Origin of the sequence: Idiomarina sp. X4 (genome assembly GCF_002808045.1) — a bacterium.
Classification (GTDB): Bacteria; Pseudomonadota; Gammaproteobacteria; order Enterobacterales; family Alteromonadaceae; genus Idiomarina.
Genome location: NZ_CP025000.1, coordinates 1665690 through 1681047, shown reverse-complemented (window position 1 = coordinate 1681047; position 15358 = coordinate 1665690). Strand labels below are relative to the sequence as shown.

17 protein-coding genes are annotated in these 15358 nt (G+C 48.7%); 6 read left to right on the top strand and 11 right to left on the bottom strand.

Annotated elements, in window-relative coordinates:
• Positions 1–73: 73 nt before the first annotated feature.
• From CWC33_RS08010 to srmB, 3 genes are read left to right on the top strand one after another with little or no spacing between them, the layout of a single operon-like run.
• Positions 74–1564: a SulP family inorganic anion transporter gene (locus tag CWC33_RS08010; protein ID WP_100691512.1), complete on the top strand. Its 1491-nt coding sequence runs from the start codon at positions 74–76 to the stop codon at positions 1562–1564.
• An 11-nt stretch (positions 1565–1575) separates the two neighbouring features.
• Entirely contained in the window at positions 1576–2427 is an 852-nt protein-coding gene (locus CWC33_RS08005; RefSeq protein ID WP_442906125.1) for a universal stress protein, read from the top strand.
• Between the two features lie 22 nt (positions 2428–2449).
• Positions 2450–3703 (top strand): ATP-dependent RNA helicase SrmB, encoded by a 1254-nt coding sequence (srmB, locus tag CWC33_RS08000; RefSeq protein WP_100691510.1) that lies wholly within the window; start codon positions 2450–2452, stop codon positions 3701–3703.
• On the opposite strand, the gene CWC33_RS07995 is transcribed toward srmB, so the two are convergent.
• The 4 genes from CWC33_RS07995 to pomA all read right to left on the bottom strand — a co-directional run bounded on the left by CWC33_RS07995 (position 3700) and on the right by pomA (position 7275).
• Positions 3700–4032 carry a VanZ family protein gene (locus tag CWC33_RS07995; protein WP_100691509.1) on the bottom strand — a complete coding sequence of 111 codons (333 nt, stop codon included), beginning with the start codon at positions 4030–4032 and terminating at the stop codon, positions 3700–3702. The genes srmB and CWC33_RS07995 overlap by 4 nt on opposite strands.
• Before the next feature lie 12 nt (positions 4033–4044).
• Positions 4045–5499, bottom strand: a complete 1455-nt coding sequence (gene thiI, locus CWC33_RS07990; RefSeq protein WP_088767522.1) for a tRNA uracil 4-sulfurtransferase ThiI — start codon at positions 5497–5499, stop codon at positions 4045–4047.
• 67 nt (positions 5500–5566) lie between these two features.
• Positions 5567–6505: a flagellar motor protein MotB gene (locus CWC33_RS07985; RefSeq protein WP_100691508.1), complete on the bottom strand. Its 939-nt coding sequence runs from the start codon at positions 6503–6505 to the stop codon at positions 5567–5569.
• 2 nt (positions 6506–6507) lie between these two features.
• Positions 6508–7275, bottom strand: coding sequence for a flagellar motor protein PomA (pomA, locus tag CWC33_RS07980; RefSeq protein WP_100691507.1), 768 nt, complete (start codon positions 7273–7275; stop codon positions 6508–6510).
• A gap of 180 nt (positions 7276–7455) precedes the next feature.
• Here pomA and CWC33_RS07975 point away from each other — a divergent pair, with 180 nt between their 5' ends.
• From CWC33_RS07975 to dxs, 3 genes are read left to right on the top strand one after another with little or no spacing between them, the layout of a single operon-like run.
• Complete coding sequence (locus tag CWC33_RS07975; RefSeq protein WP_088767519.1) at positions 7456–7692, top strand: exodeoxyribonuclease VII small subunit; 237 nt, start codon at positions 7456–7458, stop codon at positions 7690–7692.
• The gene (locus CWC33_RS07970; protein ID WP_100691506.1) at positions 7689–8576 is read left to right on the top strand and encodes a farnesyl diphosphate synthase; all 888 of its coding nucleotides are present in this window, start codon (positions 7689–7691) and stop codon (positions 8574–8576) included. The genes CWC33_RS07975 and CWC33_RS07970 overlap by 4 nt, the downstream gene beginning before the upstream one ends.
• A 4-nt stretch (positions 8577–8580) precedes the next feature.
• A complete protein-coding gene (gene dxs, locus CWC33_RS07965; RefSeq protein ID WP_100691505.1) occupies positions 8581–10431 on the top strand; it encodes a 1-deoxy-D-xylulose-5-phosphate synthase in 1851 nt (616 codons plus the stop codon).
• A 369-nt stretch (positions 10432–10800) separates the two neighbouring features.
• Here the strand turns inward: dxs and CWC33_RS07960 are convergent, their stop codons facing one another.
• The 7 genes from CWC33_RS07960 to CWC33_RS07930 all read right to left on the bottom strand — a co-directional run bounded on the left by CWC33_RS07960 (position 10801) and on the right by CWC33_RS07930 (position 15352).
• Entirely contained in the window at positions 10801–11265 is a 465-nt protein-coding gene (locus CWC33_RS07960) for a phosphatidylglycerophosphatase A family protein (protein ID WP_100691504.1), read from the bottom strand.
• Positions 11266–11268: 3 nt separating this feature from the next.
• On the bottom strand, positions 11269–12273 hold the full coding sequence (gene thiL / locus CWC33_RS07955) for a thiamine-phosphate kinase (protein ID WP_100691503.1): 1005 nt from the start codon (positions 12271–12273) through the stop codon (positions 11269–11271).
• 2 nt (positions 12274–12275) lie between these two features.
• Positions 12276–12695 carry a transcription antitermination factor NusB gene (gene nusB, locus CWC33_RS07950; RefSeq protein WP_100691502.1) on the bottom strand — a complete coding sequence of 140 codons (420 nt, stop codon included), beginning with the start codon at positions 12693–12695 and terminating at the stop codon, positions 12276–12278.
• Between the two features lie 2 nt (positions 12696–12697).
• Complete coding sequence (gene ribH, locus CWC33_RS07945) at positions 12698–13162, bottom strand: 6,7-dimethyl-8-ribityllumazine synthase (RefSeq protein WP_053953707.1); 465 nt, start codon at positions 13160–13162, stop codon at positions 12698–12700.
• A gap of 70 nt (positions 13163–13232) precedes the next feature.
• The gene (locus CWC33_RS07940) at positions 13233–13880 is read right to left on the bottom strand and encodes a GNAT family N-acetyltransferase (RefSeq protein WP_232709774.1); all 648 of its coding nucleotides are present in this window, start codon (positions 13878–13880) and stop codon (positions 13233–13235) included.
• Positions 13874–14479, bottom strand: a complete 606-nt coding sequence (locus CWC33_RS07935; RefSeq protein WP_100691501.1) for a lysophospholipid acyltransferase family protein — start codon at positions 14477–14479, stop codon at positions 13874–13876. The genes CWC33_RS07940 and CWC33_RS07935 overlap by 7 nt, the downstream gene beginning before the upstream one ends.
• A gap of 3 nt (positions 14480–14482) precedes the next feature.
• Positions 14483–15352, bottom strand: a complete 870-nt coding sequence (locus tag CWC33_RS07930; RefSeq protein ID WP_100691500.1) for a DUF3014 domain-containing protein — start codon at positions 15350–15352, stop codon at positions 14483–14485.
• Positions 15353–15358 lie beyond the last annotated feature (6 nt).

Sequence of the window (15358 nt, the reverse complement as noted above, 5' to 3'; positions counted from 1 at the left end):
AGGCTGTTCACTGCTTTTCTGGCCATTCCGGCCGCTTTTATATGTGTTATTTAAAATTTGGTGTCATTTAACTATGTTGAAGTCTATCCAGCAGAACTGGTTTTCTAATATACGTGGTGATTTGCTCTCAGGTATTGTCGTTGCTCTAGCGCTAATTCCTGAAGCCATCGCATTCTCCATCATTGCCGGCGTTGATCCAAAAATAGGCTTATACGCTTCTTTCTGTATTGCTGTGGTTATCGCTTTTACGGGTGGGCGCCCGGGCATGATATCTGCCGCAACCGGTGCTATGGCACTGCTAATGGTCACCCTGGTCAAAGACCACGGGCTTGAATACCTGCTAGCTGCCACCCTATTGACCGGTGTGCTGCAAATAATTGCGGGCTATCTCAAGTTAGGGGACCTCATGCGCTTTGTCTCACGCTCGGTGGTGACAGGCTTTGTGAATGCTTTGGCTATTTTGATATTTATGGCTCAGTTACCTGAGCTGACCAATGTCACCTGGCATGTGTATGCGATGACGGCGGCTGGCTTGGCAATTATTTACGGATTCCCTTACATTCCGGTTATCGGAAAAATTTTACCGTCTCCATTGGTTTGTATTGTTTCTTTAACCATTGTTGCCGTGTTCTTAGGCTTAGACATTCGCACCGTTGGTGATATGGGCGAATTGCCGGACGCTCTGCCGATATTCTTATGGCCTGACGTTCCGTTAAACTTCGAAACCTTAGCCATTATTTTCCCTTATTCTGCGGCATTGGCGGTTGTCGGTATTCTTGAGTCACTGATGACGGCAACCATTGTTGATGACTTAACCGATACCTCCAGCGATAAAAACCGCGAATGTAAAGGTCAGGGCATTGCCAATATCGGCTCGGGTTTACTCGGCGGCATGGCAGGTTGTGCCATGATTGGCCAGTCGATTATTAATGTGAAATCGGGTGGTCGTACGCGCCTATCCACCTTGGTTGCGGGTATTTTTCTGCTGATTATGGTCTTAGTGCTGGATAATATTTTGGTACAAATACCCATGGCAGCGTTGGTTGCAGTGATGATCATGGTCTCTATTGGTACCTTTAGCTGGAGCTCTATTCGAGACTTGAGGAAACACCCACTGTCGACCAATATCGTTATGGTGAGTACCGTTGCGGTTGTTGTCGCAACACACAACTTGGCATTAGGCGTTCTAGTCGGCGTGCTGTTGGCTGCCATGTTCTTTGCCAACAAAATCGGGCATTATCTGTATATTAAATCGGATGTTGATGCGGATGGCATTAAACGCACATACCGCGTTGTCGGCCAGGTGTTCTTTAGCTCGTCTGAGAAGTTTCTCGCCGCATTTGACTTTAAAGAAGGTGTTGAACGGGTTGTTATTGACGTGAGCAATGCCCATTTCTGGGATATTACCGCCGTTGAAGCACTTGACCGTGCAGTAGTGAAGTTTCGCCGTGAAGGTGCGGATGTTGAAGTGGTTGGACTTAACGAAGCCAGCGCTACGATTGTCGATCGGTTTGGTGTTCACGACAAACCCGAAGCGGTTGATAAATTAATGGGCGGTCACTAAAAAGGAATTCGATGATGAAACATGTTGTTGCTTGTATTGACGGTTCTGCCTCGACACAGTCAGTTTGTGACTACGCCAGCTGGGCGGCACTGCGTTTAGATACCCCATTAACGCTGTTCCACGTATTGGATGAAGCGCGCTACCCGACCGAAACGGATATGACGGGCAATATTGGCTTGGGCAGTCGCGAAGCCTTACTGGAACAGCTGGCTGAACTCGACCAACAGCGCAGTAAATTAGCGCTTGAGCAAGGACACCACATGCTGGAAAGCGCCAAAATACGCGCTCAGGAAGACGGTGTGGAGCAAGTACACCTGCGACAGCGTCATGGTGACTTAGCCGAATCGTTGCACGAAATTGAAGACTCTATGCGCTTGCTGGTCATGGGCTTACATGGTGAAGACACGACCCGCACTAATCGCATAGGCAGCCAGTTGGAAACCGTGGTAAGAACCATGCGTCGCCCTATTTTGGTGGCACCTGAAGAATTCACCGAACCGAAAAGTGTTATGTTGGCATACGATGGCAGCGATTCGTCACGCAAAGGCATACGCTTACTTGCTGAAAGCCCGATTTTTAAAGGTCTGCCTTTACACTTGGTCATGGTTGGCGCCGACACTAACGACAACCATGCGGCAATAGAGTCAGCGGCTAACCATTTACGGGAACTGGGTCACGACGTGCGCTTTGAAGTGCGCTCAGGAGAGATTGAATCAACTCTGCACGCCTACCAGAATGAACACAATATTGATGTGCTGGTGATGGGGGCCTATGGTCATTCGCGCATTCGCCAGTTCTTGGTGGGCAGCACGACCACTAGCATTTTACAAACAACCAACTCAGCTCTGCTGCTGTTGCGTTAATTTGTTTTAAAGAGGAAAAACAATGGTCCCAGACTGGGAAGAGTTAGAACTGGATGATCGCTTAATTGGCGTTCTCAAAGCAGCCGATTTAAACAAACCGGCGAAAGTTCAACAGTTAAGTATTCCACAAGCGCTCGACGGCCGAGACTTGTTAGTGAGTGCGCCAACAGGCACCGGTAAAACCTTAGCGTTTTTATTGCCGGCGCTGCAGCACTTATTGGACTTCCCTCGCAAACAACCAGGCCCGGCCCGGATTTTGGTGTTGGCGCCGACGCGTGAGTTGGCTGAACAGATTCACCAACAAGCGTCGCTGTTCTCTGAGGCTACCGGTTTGTCGTCGGTGGTGGTCACCGGCGGCATTAACTATGGAAGCCAGTTGTCTCAACTAGAAAAAAGTCACGATCTGTTGGTCGCAACGCCTGGCCGCTTGATGGATTTACTGGAGGCCGAACAGTACAACTTAGAAAGTGTTGAGTGGCTGGTCATTGATGAAGCTGACAGAATGTTGGATATGGGCTTTGCCGCTTCAGTAAAAGAAATGGCGTTGCAGGCCCGACACAGACAGCAGTCACTGTTGTTCTCTGCAACACTGGGCAGCTCTGGGGTTATTAAATTCTCCAAAGAGCTTTTAAATGAGCCCGAATACATCGACGTGCAACCACCCAAGCGCGAACGCGGTAAAATTGTTCAGTGGATTCATTTGGCTGACACCGATGAGCACAAGCGTAAACTTTTAATCTCATCCCTAAAGGACTTTAAAGGTCGTCAGTTTGTCTTTGTTCGCACTCGTGAGCGGGTGGAAATAGTCGCTAACTTCTTGCGCAGTGAATTTACTGATACGCGCAAGATTGTCACGCTAAGAGGCGACATGCCTCAGAATGAGCGCCAGCAAATTATTGATACACTGAAAGAGAATCAGGACATTACGCTGGTTGCTACTGACGTGGCCGCGCGTGGGTTAGATATTGATGATATCTCGTTAGTTGTTAATTACGACTTACCCAAACAGGCCGATGTGTATGTGCACCGTATTGGCCGAACGGCTCGCGGTGGGCAAAAGGGTACGGCTATTTCATTAGTCGAAGCGCATGATGCATTGTTGCTAGGCCGGATTGAGCGTTACTTAGATGCTCAACTCGATAGACGTGTTATTGAAGGGCTGCGCCCTCAGTACAAATTCCCGTCGACGAAGAAATCTAAGCCGAAGAAGAAGGCAAAGAAAGAGACAAAAGGGAAAAAATCGGCTAAGCCAAAAAAACCGAAAAAGTCGCGTTAAGAGCGCGACTTTTTTCGTATATGATGGAGAGCAAAGTAAGCAATAACGCCACAGGCGTCAGCTATCCAGTCATAGACATCGGCACCGCGTCCAGGTGCATAACTTTGTGCAATCTCAATGGCCAAGCCATAGCAGGCCAAAAACAATAAAGACAACTTCGCTGACAATGAGAAGGCTCGGTGAAAAGTCATCGCCAACACGAAGAATATTCCAAAATGCACGAGCTTATCCAGGTAAGGAATACTCTGCGCGCCGGTGTTTGGGAATTGCCACAAAAACAGAACCGTCGCGATACTCAACAGAAGAAAAAACAGCAATCGTGCCAGCATAAATACGTCTCTTTAATCAGGCTTATAAACAGATACGTTGTTAAAGCCATTTTCGTGCAATAGCAACGCCTGCATACGACTCATAATTCCCTGGTCACAATAGAGCAAATAATCGCGACTCTGGTCTAATTCAGGAAACTTAGACGCCAATTTGAAAAATGGAATTTCGATGATATCCGCACTGACACTCAAAGGTGCCGCTTCAATTTCATCATCGTTACGAATATCTATGATGACACTCTGCTTGCTGAGTTCCGCTGTTGTATCCGGCATTTGCAATTCATTTTCAGTTTGTTCTGCAATGTCCTGCATACTCAATACATTGGATGCGCGCACAACCTGATCTAAAAGCTCCGGGTTCAGTTTTGCTTCTTCCGCCTCGATAACGTCAGGCAAGGCTTTCACTGTCGGTTTATTAGAAATGACTCCACAGTACTCAGGAATCGATTTCGCTAACGGTTCAGTGCCTATTTTCTTCGCCTCGTCGACAATTTCTTGTTTGTCTTTGGTGATAAGCGGACGCAATACTAAGGCCGGTGTCGCCTGATCAATCACTCGCAGATTAGACAGTGTTTGGCTGGAGACTTGACCCATTGCTTCACCAGTGACCAGCGCCTGTGCTTTAACATAATGAGCAACTTTTGATGCCGCCCGAAGCATTTGACGCTTAAGCACAACCCCCATTTGGCCATTATCAACATTCGTCAGAATGTCATCAACGATGGGCGCAAAGTCGACACTGATAAACTTAATAGGATGTGATGAGCTGTATTTTTTCCAAAGGAAATAAGCAATTTGACGCACCGCCACTTCGTGAGCGTCGCCACCTAAGTTGAAAAAGCAGAAATGAGTACGGGCCCCACGACGAATAAACTCATAGCTGGCAACGCCGGAGTCAAACCCACCACTGAGCAGTGACAACACCGTCTCCTGAGTCGGAATGGGAAAACCGCCAATACCATCAATGCGTTCACCAATAAGATGCACCACTTGATTGGTAATCTGCAGTTGTACTTCTTCATCCGGCCGGGTTAATTGCACACGAGCGTTTTCTGAATGCTTTAAAAGATAGCCACCGATGTAGCGTTCAAGTTGCTGAGAATTAAATTCGTGTTTGCCCTGACGTTTGACTCGCACCGCAAAACTCTTGCCTTGCAGGCGACGATTCCAGTGCTCACCGACGAGTTCAGCAATATCGTCAAAGGTCGTTAATGGCTGCTCAATAACTTCCGCAAACCAGGAAATTCCCGGAGTATGTCTCAGTGCCTCGCGTATCGCGTCGCGCGCGTCGTTGCTATCGGTCTCCGCTGCCACCTCAATACGGTCCCACAGCCACTTAACATAAATGGATGAATGTATCGGTGCCAAAATTTTGCGCAAATTATTGGTTAACACCTTACCGTGGCGTTTTCGGACCGATGCGCTTTTAATGGTGATTTCGGCGTGCAGGCGGACAACAAACTTCATAGCAATATCATTTGGCTTTGTGAGAAAGTCGGCAATTATACGTGTCCTAAGCGCCAGAAACCAGCGCTTAGTCTATGACGTCAAGCTGTTGCTCAGACTCGGCCGCTTTACCCTGCATCACCGATATTTCAACCCGACGGTTACGGCGACGATTCTCTTCAGAGTTATTTGGAACCAACGGTTTGGTGTCTGAATACCCCATAACCACCATGCGGTCTTCACTGAAGTCATCGACTTTTAGCATTTCCTCAGCGACAGCCACCGCTCGTTTGCTGGAGAGATCCCAGCGTGAAGAGTAAATCTCTGACACAACTTGCTCATTGTCACTGTGTCCGGAAATCGTAATTTCGCCCGGAATCTCTTTAAGTGCTGTCGCGACTTGCTGAATAATTGGGCGGAATTGCGGCTGTAAGAAAGCCGAGCCTTCCGGGAATGAGCCTTGTTCACGAATGCGAATAATAATTTGCTGACCGTGCTGTTCCAGCTCAATAGTACCGGCTTTTATTTCGTTCTCGAGCTGTTGTTCAATACGGCGCATGAGCTCTTGTGAAACCTGAGTCATGGCTTCAGTATTTTCAGACTCAGCCTGTTTTTCGTCTTCTTTACTATCGGCTTCCTGACCGCCACGCTCGGTTTGCTGACCGCCGGCAAAGTCGGACTGTCCTTCCTGAAACTCGAGCATTTGTTGAGTCATTTCAACGGTTTGCTGCTGAATGGTTTCTATTGGGGTTGGCTCAGGCCGACCAGGCCGAAATTCCTGAGCGATAACACTGGTTCCTTTGGGTATGTCTTTCACTTCAATTTTATTTTGCACGCCCAGGGCGTACTTCATCGAACCGGCTATCTGTTTAAACTTCAGCACGTCCATTTCGGAGAACGCCAACAGCAAAACGAAGAAACACATCAACAGCGTCATCAAGTCGGCGAATGTTGCCATCCACATCGGCAAGCCGATGGGCGGGCAGTCGCACTCTTCTTCTTCGTCTCTTACTGTCTCAGAGGCCATTCTTACTCTTCCTCGTCACCGTCACCAACGCGCTTTGATTCAGCCAGGTAGTTACGCAAAATACCTTCAATGACACGTGGGTTTTGCCCGTCTTGTATACCGAGTATGGCATCAAGAACCAACTGCTGATTCAGTTTTTCCTGCTCGGCACGCAACATCAGTTTGTTAGCGATTGGAATGGCGATAACGTTAGCCAAAAACGCACCGTAAAGTGTCGTCAACAAGGCAACCGCCATGGCCGGGCCAATGGCTTTAGGGTCATCCATATTAGACAGCATAGCCACCAAGCCAATAAGCGTACCTATCATACCCATGGCCGGTGCGACATCGCTCAGAATTTTGAAAACACGAGCGCCTTCTTCATGGCGCGCAAAACTCATTTTTATGTCTTTCGACAGCGTTGTTCTTACGACTTCTGCGTCGTGACCATCGACCAGCATGTCGACACCTTTACGAAAAAACTTGTTGGGAATTTCCGCCTCTTCCAACGCCAAAAATCCACCTTTACGCGCGGCGTCCGCCATTTCAACCGCCGTATCGATAAGTTCTTGCGGGTGCTCGATTTTGAAAAAGAAGGCTTTTACAAGGACCTTACCGGTTCCCAGGAACTGGCTCAGGGAGAAGTTGGCGAGTGTAATAAAAAGGGAGCCACCAAAAACAATGAATACCGATCGTGTATCCATAAACAAACTGATATCGCCACCCAAAACCATTGCCATGACAACGAAGCCAATGGCGCCGATTATCCCAACGAGCGTTGCTATATCCACTCAGTGCTCCTCCCCAATTCACTTTTTGCCATTCAGCTACGCTCCATTCTTAAACAATAGCGCTGCTCTGACAAGCATCTTCTTGTTATGTTACACAGGAATAATGAGATCATCGGCTGACATTCGGGATTCTTTATCGGATAATTAGCCCTAACACACAACAATTGCGCAAGAAGCACTATGTCAGAACAACAAAAAGCCCCTTCATTTGAGCAGGCGTTAGAAGAGCTAGAGTCATTGGTTAATGAACTGGAGCATGGCGAACTGCCACTTGAGAAATCGCTGGAAAAGTTCGAAAAAGCCATTCAATTAGCTCGTACCAGCCAACAACAACTGCAACAGGCCGAGCAAAAAGTCACAACCCTCATGGCTGCTCAGGAAGGCTCTTCTGAAAGTGATGACGGAGAAGTCATGTGAGCATTAATGCATTAACGGCTGAAGTGCGCGAGCAAGTCGACACGTTTTTACAAAAACAGCTGTCTCGCCACTCAATTAATGAACCATTAACCCGCGCTATGGAGCACGGTGTGTTGCTGGGTGGGAAACGCGTGCGCCCGTATTTATTAATGACGATTGCCGATATTTGTCACGGCGATAAGCATGCCGCTTTAGCCGCTGCAGCGGCGATTGAGCTCATTCATGCGTATTCGCTGATTCACGATGATTTACCAGCGATGGACAATGACGATCTAAGGCGCGGTCAACCCACCTGCCACATAGCCTTTGATGAGGCGACCGCTATTTTAGCCGGTGACGCTCTGCAGACACTCGCCTTTGAATTGTTGTCAGAATCCCCGCTAGGTGGGTTGAATGCAGACCGCCAGTTGTCTATGGTAAACGCATTGGCTCGTGCCAGCGGTAGTGCGGGTATGTGCGCCGGTCAGGCAATTGACTTACAAGCCACAGGCCAGCATGTCAATGAGACCGAGCTGGAGCACATGCACAAGCATAAAACGGGGGCGTTAATTGAAGCCGCTGCGATAATAGGCGTACTTTGTGGTGAAGAAAAAGCCCAAAAGTGGCAACCGCATTTTAAAGCCTTTGCGGCCCATTTGGGGCTCGCATTTCAAGTGCAGGATGATATTCTCGACGTTATAAGCAATACTGAGTTGCTTGGTAAGCCCCAAGGGTCAGACACGGCAGCCGATAAATCAACGTACGTTCAACTATTAGGTGTCGGCGGGGCTCAGCAATACTTAAACTCGTTACATGAGAAAGCACTACTGTCACTCGCCGATATCCCTTACAATACGGCAAAACTCGAACAATTTTCTGATGTCCTGCTGAAGCGGGATCACTGAGCGAATGATACAAAATTACCCGTTACTCGATAAAATTAACTCTCCGGCTGATTTGCGTGAACTGTCACCCAATCAACTCACTGACCTATGCGCTGAAGTTCGTCAGTTTCTGCTGACCTCCGTGAGTCAAAGCAGCGGGCACCTGGCGTCAGGTTTAGGTACCGTGGAGCTCACTGTTGCCTTGCACTACGTGTACCACACGCCAAATGATAAGCTGGTTTGGGATGTTGGTCATCAGGCGTACCCGCACAAGATTCTGACAGGTCGCAAAGATCAGCTGCACAGCATTCGCCAAAAGGACGGGTTACACCCCTTCCCATGGCGTGAAGAAAGCGACTATGACGTGCTTTCTGTTGGCCACTCGAGTACATCGATATCCGCCGCACTAGGGCTAGCTGTGGCCGCACAGCGTCAAAAGCGTGAACAGAAAGTGGTTTCCATTATCGGTGACGGCGCTATGACTGCCGGTATGGCCTTTGAAGCCATGAATCACGCAGGTGACATAAAACCGGATATGCTGGTTATTCTGAACGACAATGATATGTCGATTTCGGAGAACGTCGGTGCTTTAAACCATCATTTTGCTCGCTTATTGTCAGGCCGTTTTTATACGTCGCTGCGGGAGAGTGGCAAGAAACTGCTGAGTCCGCTGCCTCATATTCGTCATTTCGCGAGCCGTGCCGAAGAGCATATGAAAGGCATGATGGCGCCGGGGACCATTTTTGAAGAGCTCGGTTTCAACTACATAGGGCCCATTGACGGTCACGATGTTAATGCGCTGGTCGACACCCTACGTAACATGAAAGACCTGAAAGGTCCTCAGTTACTTCATATAGTGACGCAAAAAGGCAAAGGCTATAAGCCCGCAGAAAAAGACCCTATTGGTTACCACGGCGTGCCTAAGTTTGATCCTAAGTCATCAGAGCTGCCGCAAAAGGCGCCGGGCGTTCCAAATTACTCCGATATTTTTGGTCAGTGGCTGTGTAGCACTGCACAAAGTGACAACTCCCTTATGGCAATAACCCCAGCCATGCGTGAAGGCTCAGGCATGGTTGAGTTTTCCCAGGCGTACCCTGAGCAATACTTTGATGTTGCCATCGCTGAGCAGCACAGCGTCACTTACGCTGCTGGTTTAGCCATTGCCGGCATGAAGCCCGTTGTCGCCATATACTCCACATTCTTACAGCGTGGTTACGATCAGCTCATTCACGACGTAGCATTACAGAATTTAGATGTATTATTCGCTATCGATCGAGCGGGTATTGTTGGTGCCGACGGCCCAACCCACCAGGGGGCTTTCGACATTAGCTACATGCGCTGCATACCGAATATGGTCATAATGACCCCCAGTGACGAGCAAGAGTGTCTGGATATGCTGACGACCGGCTATGAGTATAAAGGCCCAGCCTCTGTTCGCTATCCCAGAGGCGCCGGTGTTGGACTCGAACTGAGAGACCCTGAACCATTAAAAATCGGTAAAGCCAGAACCGTCCGTGACGGTGAAAAAATAGCCTTTTTGAACTTTGGCACACTGTTACCAGAGGTAATGCAAGCCGCAGAAGCATTAAACGCAAGCGTTGTTGATATGCGTTTCGTTAAGCCTTTGGACACCAAAGCCATTGAAGACGCGGTTGCCAAACACGACAGTTTAGTCACCGTTGAAGAAAACGTGACCGCGGGTGGCGCCGGCAGTGCTGTGCTCGAGCATCTTGCCGATAAAGGCTTGCCTATTGCTGTCCTGCAACTCGGACTCCCCGATGAGTTCATCAAACACGGCTCCCAAGCCGAAATCCGCGCAGAGCTCAACCTAGACGCCAAAGGCATCGAAGCCCAAGTCAAAGCCCGCTTTTTCTAGATCGCGGAAACGCGAGCGCCGAGGGGGAGGTTGCTCACTTGCTTCGCTTGAGCACAGAGCCTCCTCTGGCGGAGACGCTACAAGTTCATCCATGAACACTTGACGAAGGCCATCCATGGCCTCCGACACTCCGCCAGAGGAGGCTCTATACTCTTAACGCTTACAAGTGCTCAACCTCCCCTTCTTGCATACATCTAGGCCTGATAATTTAGAGAAATAGATCGAAGGGAGCGCACTCAAAGGTTCCGGGACATCCTATTGAGGTGTGCAGCGCCATGGAAGGCGCTGCCCAAGCCCTACAGGGATGTATTTACGGGCGTCCTCAAAAGGATGTTCTGTAACCTCAGCGCTTCCGAAAGAGCTATTTCTCTAAACTATCAGGGCTACGCCATGCAAGATGGCGGTGGTTAGGATGCCGGCTATGACGTCGTCCATCATGATACCGGTGCCGCCAGTGAGTTTTTTGTCGGACCAGCCGATGGGGCCGGGTTTCCAGATATCGAATAGGCGGAATAGAATGAAGGCGGCGATGAGCCAAACGGCTTCGAAGGGTAAAGCGAACATGGCGAAGCCGTAGCCGACTATTTCATCCCATACAATGGAAGGATGGTCATGTTCACCCATGGCTTTGGCTGTGTATTGGCATAGGAAAACACCAATAATGGTCGCCATTAATAAGACGCCAATTTGCCATTGCCATGTGAGCTGGGTAGTCAGATAAACAAAGGGGATGCCGACTAAGGTGCCGAAGGTGCCGGGTGCTTTTGGGGCTAACCCAGTGCCAAATCCCAGAGAGAGCCAGTGTATTGGATTAAACCAGTTTAGTTTCGGCATAACTTACTCGCCTTCTCTGACCCGTTCGCCTGTAGCAAAGTGATTAAAGCTCTTATAGCCCCCGGGAAGCTCCCACGGCTCGCCTTCATAGTGCATGTCAATTTTCGCTTCAGCACCTTTGACGATTCTGCCAATACAGACTGGCTTGGTCTTTAAGTGTGATGTCAGCGTTTCCATGCGCCCGCGGTGCTCTTCCGGCAAGGTAAAACAAAGTTCATAGTCATCACCGGCGGTTAGCGCCATCGCTAATGCCTCATTGGCTTCCAGGGTTTCCGTAAGCGCTAGTGATAGTGGCAACTTTTCTAACTCAATTTGCGCAGAGACCTGAGCCTGTTTTAGCAGGTGCCCTAAGTCTGCCACCAAACCATCCGACACATCAATGCACGACGTTGCTACCCCTCGCAATACTTGCCCCATTGCAACTCTTGGCGTCGGGTAGTGTAGCCGCTCGATGACATGCTGTAAGTGGCGACCAGTGGTGCTGACTTTATTCTGTGTTACTTTTAAGCCTAACCCTGCATCACCTAATGAGCCACTCACATAAACCCAATCTCCGGGTTTGGCACCGCTTCGGCTTATGGCGGTTCCGGTTGGCAGCTGGCCATGGGCTGTTACGGTGACCGTTAGCGGACCTTTGGTGGTGTCTCCGCCAATAAGCTGACAATCGTAATAACGACAAATTTCGTCAAGTCCACTGCTGAATTCTGCTAGCCAGTCGTTGTCAGTATTAGGGCAAGTGAGTGCGAGGCTTATCCAGCTGGGTTGGGCGCCCATAGCGGCTAAATCGCTTAAGTTAACGGCGACCGCTTTGTGTCCAATGGCTCTTGGTGGTGTGGTTTTATCAAAATGCACGCCCTCAACTAACGTATCAGTCACGACAACAAGGTCATGCTCAGGCAAAGGTTTCACCACTGCGCCATCGTCACCAATGCCAATTGCAACATCGCTCCGACAAGCGGAGCGATTTGCGAAATAGTCGTTAATGAGAGAAAACTCGTCTTGAGGCATAACTATTTTCGTGCGGGTCTCAACGTATCGACTGCCTTGTCTAATACACCATTGACAAAACGGTGGCTCTCATCAGCCCCAAATGACTTAGCAAGTTCAATAGCTTCGTTAATAGCCACTTTGTAAGGAACATCCATGCGCTCACTTAGCTCGTAAGCCGCTATACGCAGAACCGCCAACTCAATAGGATCAAGCTCGTTTATTGGACGCGCCAAAAAGGGCTTCAGAGACTCATCAAGCGAACGGTACTGACCGCCAACGCCACGTACCAGCTCAAGAAAGTAGTCAACATCCACTTTACTGGTGTCGGTGTCCGTCAAGAACTGTGCTTCAATATCGCTGAAGCTGTTTTGCGATAACTGCCAGGAGTAAATAGCCTGTACCGCTAATTTTCGTGCTTTTCTTCTTGCTGCAGGTTTCATCTTCAGATCTTATCCAGTACGTTAACCATTTCGAGTGCGCTTAATGCAGCTTCAGAGCCTTTATTACCCGCTTTAGAACCGCTTCGTTCAATCGCTTGCTCCAGTGAGTCTGTGGTAATAACCCCAAAAGCGACAGGCAGCCCAAATTCGGTTGCAACACGACCTAGCCCGCTATTGCATTCACCAGCAACAAATTCAAAGTGAGGCGTGCCACCACGAATGACCGCACCGACAGCAATAATTGCATCGTATTTCCCAGATTGGGCTAAACGCTTTGCGGTAACCGGAATTTCGTAAGCACCAGGAACACGTACCACAGTGATGTCGTCGTCTGCTACTTCGCCATAGTGCTTCAATGTTTGAACCGCACCGTCCAGTAAACTTTCAACAACGAAATGGTTGAAGCGAGATACGATAATGGCAAATTTTTTGCCAGCCGCATTAATACCGCCTTCAATTACCTGCATAAGTTTTCCTTAATTGACCTGTCGTTAGTACTAAATCGCAAATTGCGCGCGATCATAGCACAAAGAGGAATTATTTGCGTGAAATTGCGTAAGAGAAATACTTTTCCCGTGTATCGAGGTTTCTGCCGATGTAGCGTGCTTTACTGCTTTCTAACAGTTGCAGAGCTGTTGCGTTATTTTCAGAGACAGGAAACATAACCTGCCGCCACGGCCAGCTTTCCCCAAGCCAACGCGTTAGTAAAGCGAAGAGATCGTTATGGAGGTTATTATCGACAGCACTTTCTAACAACCACCAGCTAACTTCTGCGTTATAGGCGCTTTTTGAAATACCACTGTTTTCCTGACGTTCCGACGCCACAGGCACCATATAAACCGCACCAATAATAGAATTGTCGGATTTATCCAGTACCACATAAGTGAACGCGGTCTTTTGTTCGGCTTGTTCCAGGTGGTAGTCCACCATTGTACTGTTTTGTTCCAGCGTACTCTTCTCAGAAGGCCAAGCCCAGCCGAGTTTCTTATATAACCATTTTTGTGACGTCATGTAAGAGTGAAAAAAGCGCGCTTTATCAGACTCCCGTATAGGCCGAATAATTAAATTATTACTTTCAGCTTCGCCGGGAACGGTCCATTGCTGCTGCCAAAAGTCGCCCGCCTTAGCCGGCATTGCGGCCAGTGCAAGAAAACACATAATGACAGCAGCCAAACTTCTCAGCACGATGCTTCACTCCGTTTGCCCTGCGCATGTGCAAAAAATGACTTCACACGAAGCAATTCTTTTTCGATTTCGTCGGTGATCATAAGTGCCGGGCCTATATCGATGGCTTTACGGGCAAAATCGAAAGCGACCGGTATGACCGGCACTTTTGCCTGCTTCGCCATGTGCAAAAAACCTTTCTTCCATTCGGTCACCTTTTTGCGCGTGCCTTCTGGAGTAATGACCAAAATGAGCTCATCTTTACTGCGAAACTGCTCAACCATACTACCAACCACACCGTTCGCAGCACTTCTATCAACCGGAATACCGCCTAACTTGGTCATCAGCGTTTTGATAGGAAACCGGAACAAGCTGTTCTTACCTAAGTAATTCAGTTTTAGACCCATCGCCAACATAACAAATGCGCCAACCGGAAAATCCCAATTTGACGTATGCGGTGCGACCGGCAGAATAGCCTTTTTTACCGCAGGCATACTGCCGTTAATTTTCCAGCCTCCCATGAGACGCATTCCAACGCGACCAACCCAGCGCAAGAAACGGTTGTCTCTCACCGGAAATTCGCCTTTCACAAACTCAGGAAGCTGATCGTTATTTTTCATAAATTACTGCAATGCCTTCTGTATTTCTCTTAATTTCTGTTTAATACGCTCAATGTTGTCTGGTCCCATGCGCAGTAATTGCTTCTGTGCAGCCGGTAACGCTTCATAAGCATCATCAGCGTAGGTATACATAACACTGTCGGCTTTTACTTCCACCAAACCTTCAGGTACTGGCGTTGACAACAGCACATCAATCGCTTCAATTAAGGTGCTATCAAAGTCTGAATCTGGGTAGCCAATTTCCGCGTAGGCTTCCTGAACTAAAGGTTTAAACAGCTCGTAGTTGTCGGCTAACGCGTAAGCATCGAGACTGACAAACCAGTCGACCAAAGCGTCATAGCGACGGTAAGAACTTTCGTCAATATATAGCTCGCCATCCACTTCTATCACGCTAAAACGGCCATCAGGACGCTGCACAATAGTACGGTCTCGGACGATACTGCCGTTACTGATGTTGTCGGCTAGTACAACTGCGTCACGGATAAGCTGAGAGCTTTTCAGCGGACGAATGTTAATATCGCTTGAGTCCAGTTCCTGTAAAACCGTTGGCGTACTGTTGTTCAGCTCCGGCAGTGCTATTTGTTCAGGCTCGGGGGCTTCTTCGGTTTGTTTAACCGGTTCAGGCTCTACCGGCTCAGGTAAAGGCTCAGGTTCTTCTTCGGGCTCTTCAGGCTGATAAGGCTCGGTTTCCACTTCAGTTGAGGTCGATTGCTCTACCTTCACTTTTTCTTGCTGCTGCGGCTTTTCTGATGGTAACCACCACCAAACAACAGCAGCTATGACCGCAACCACAATGACAATAACAACGGCCCAAGTTGTTTTCCGGCTAGCGTCTTCCGTTGCCGGAGAATTTTCTACTTTGTCGTCACTCATTCAGGG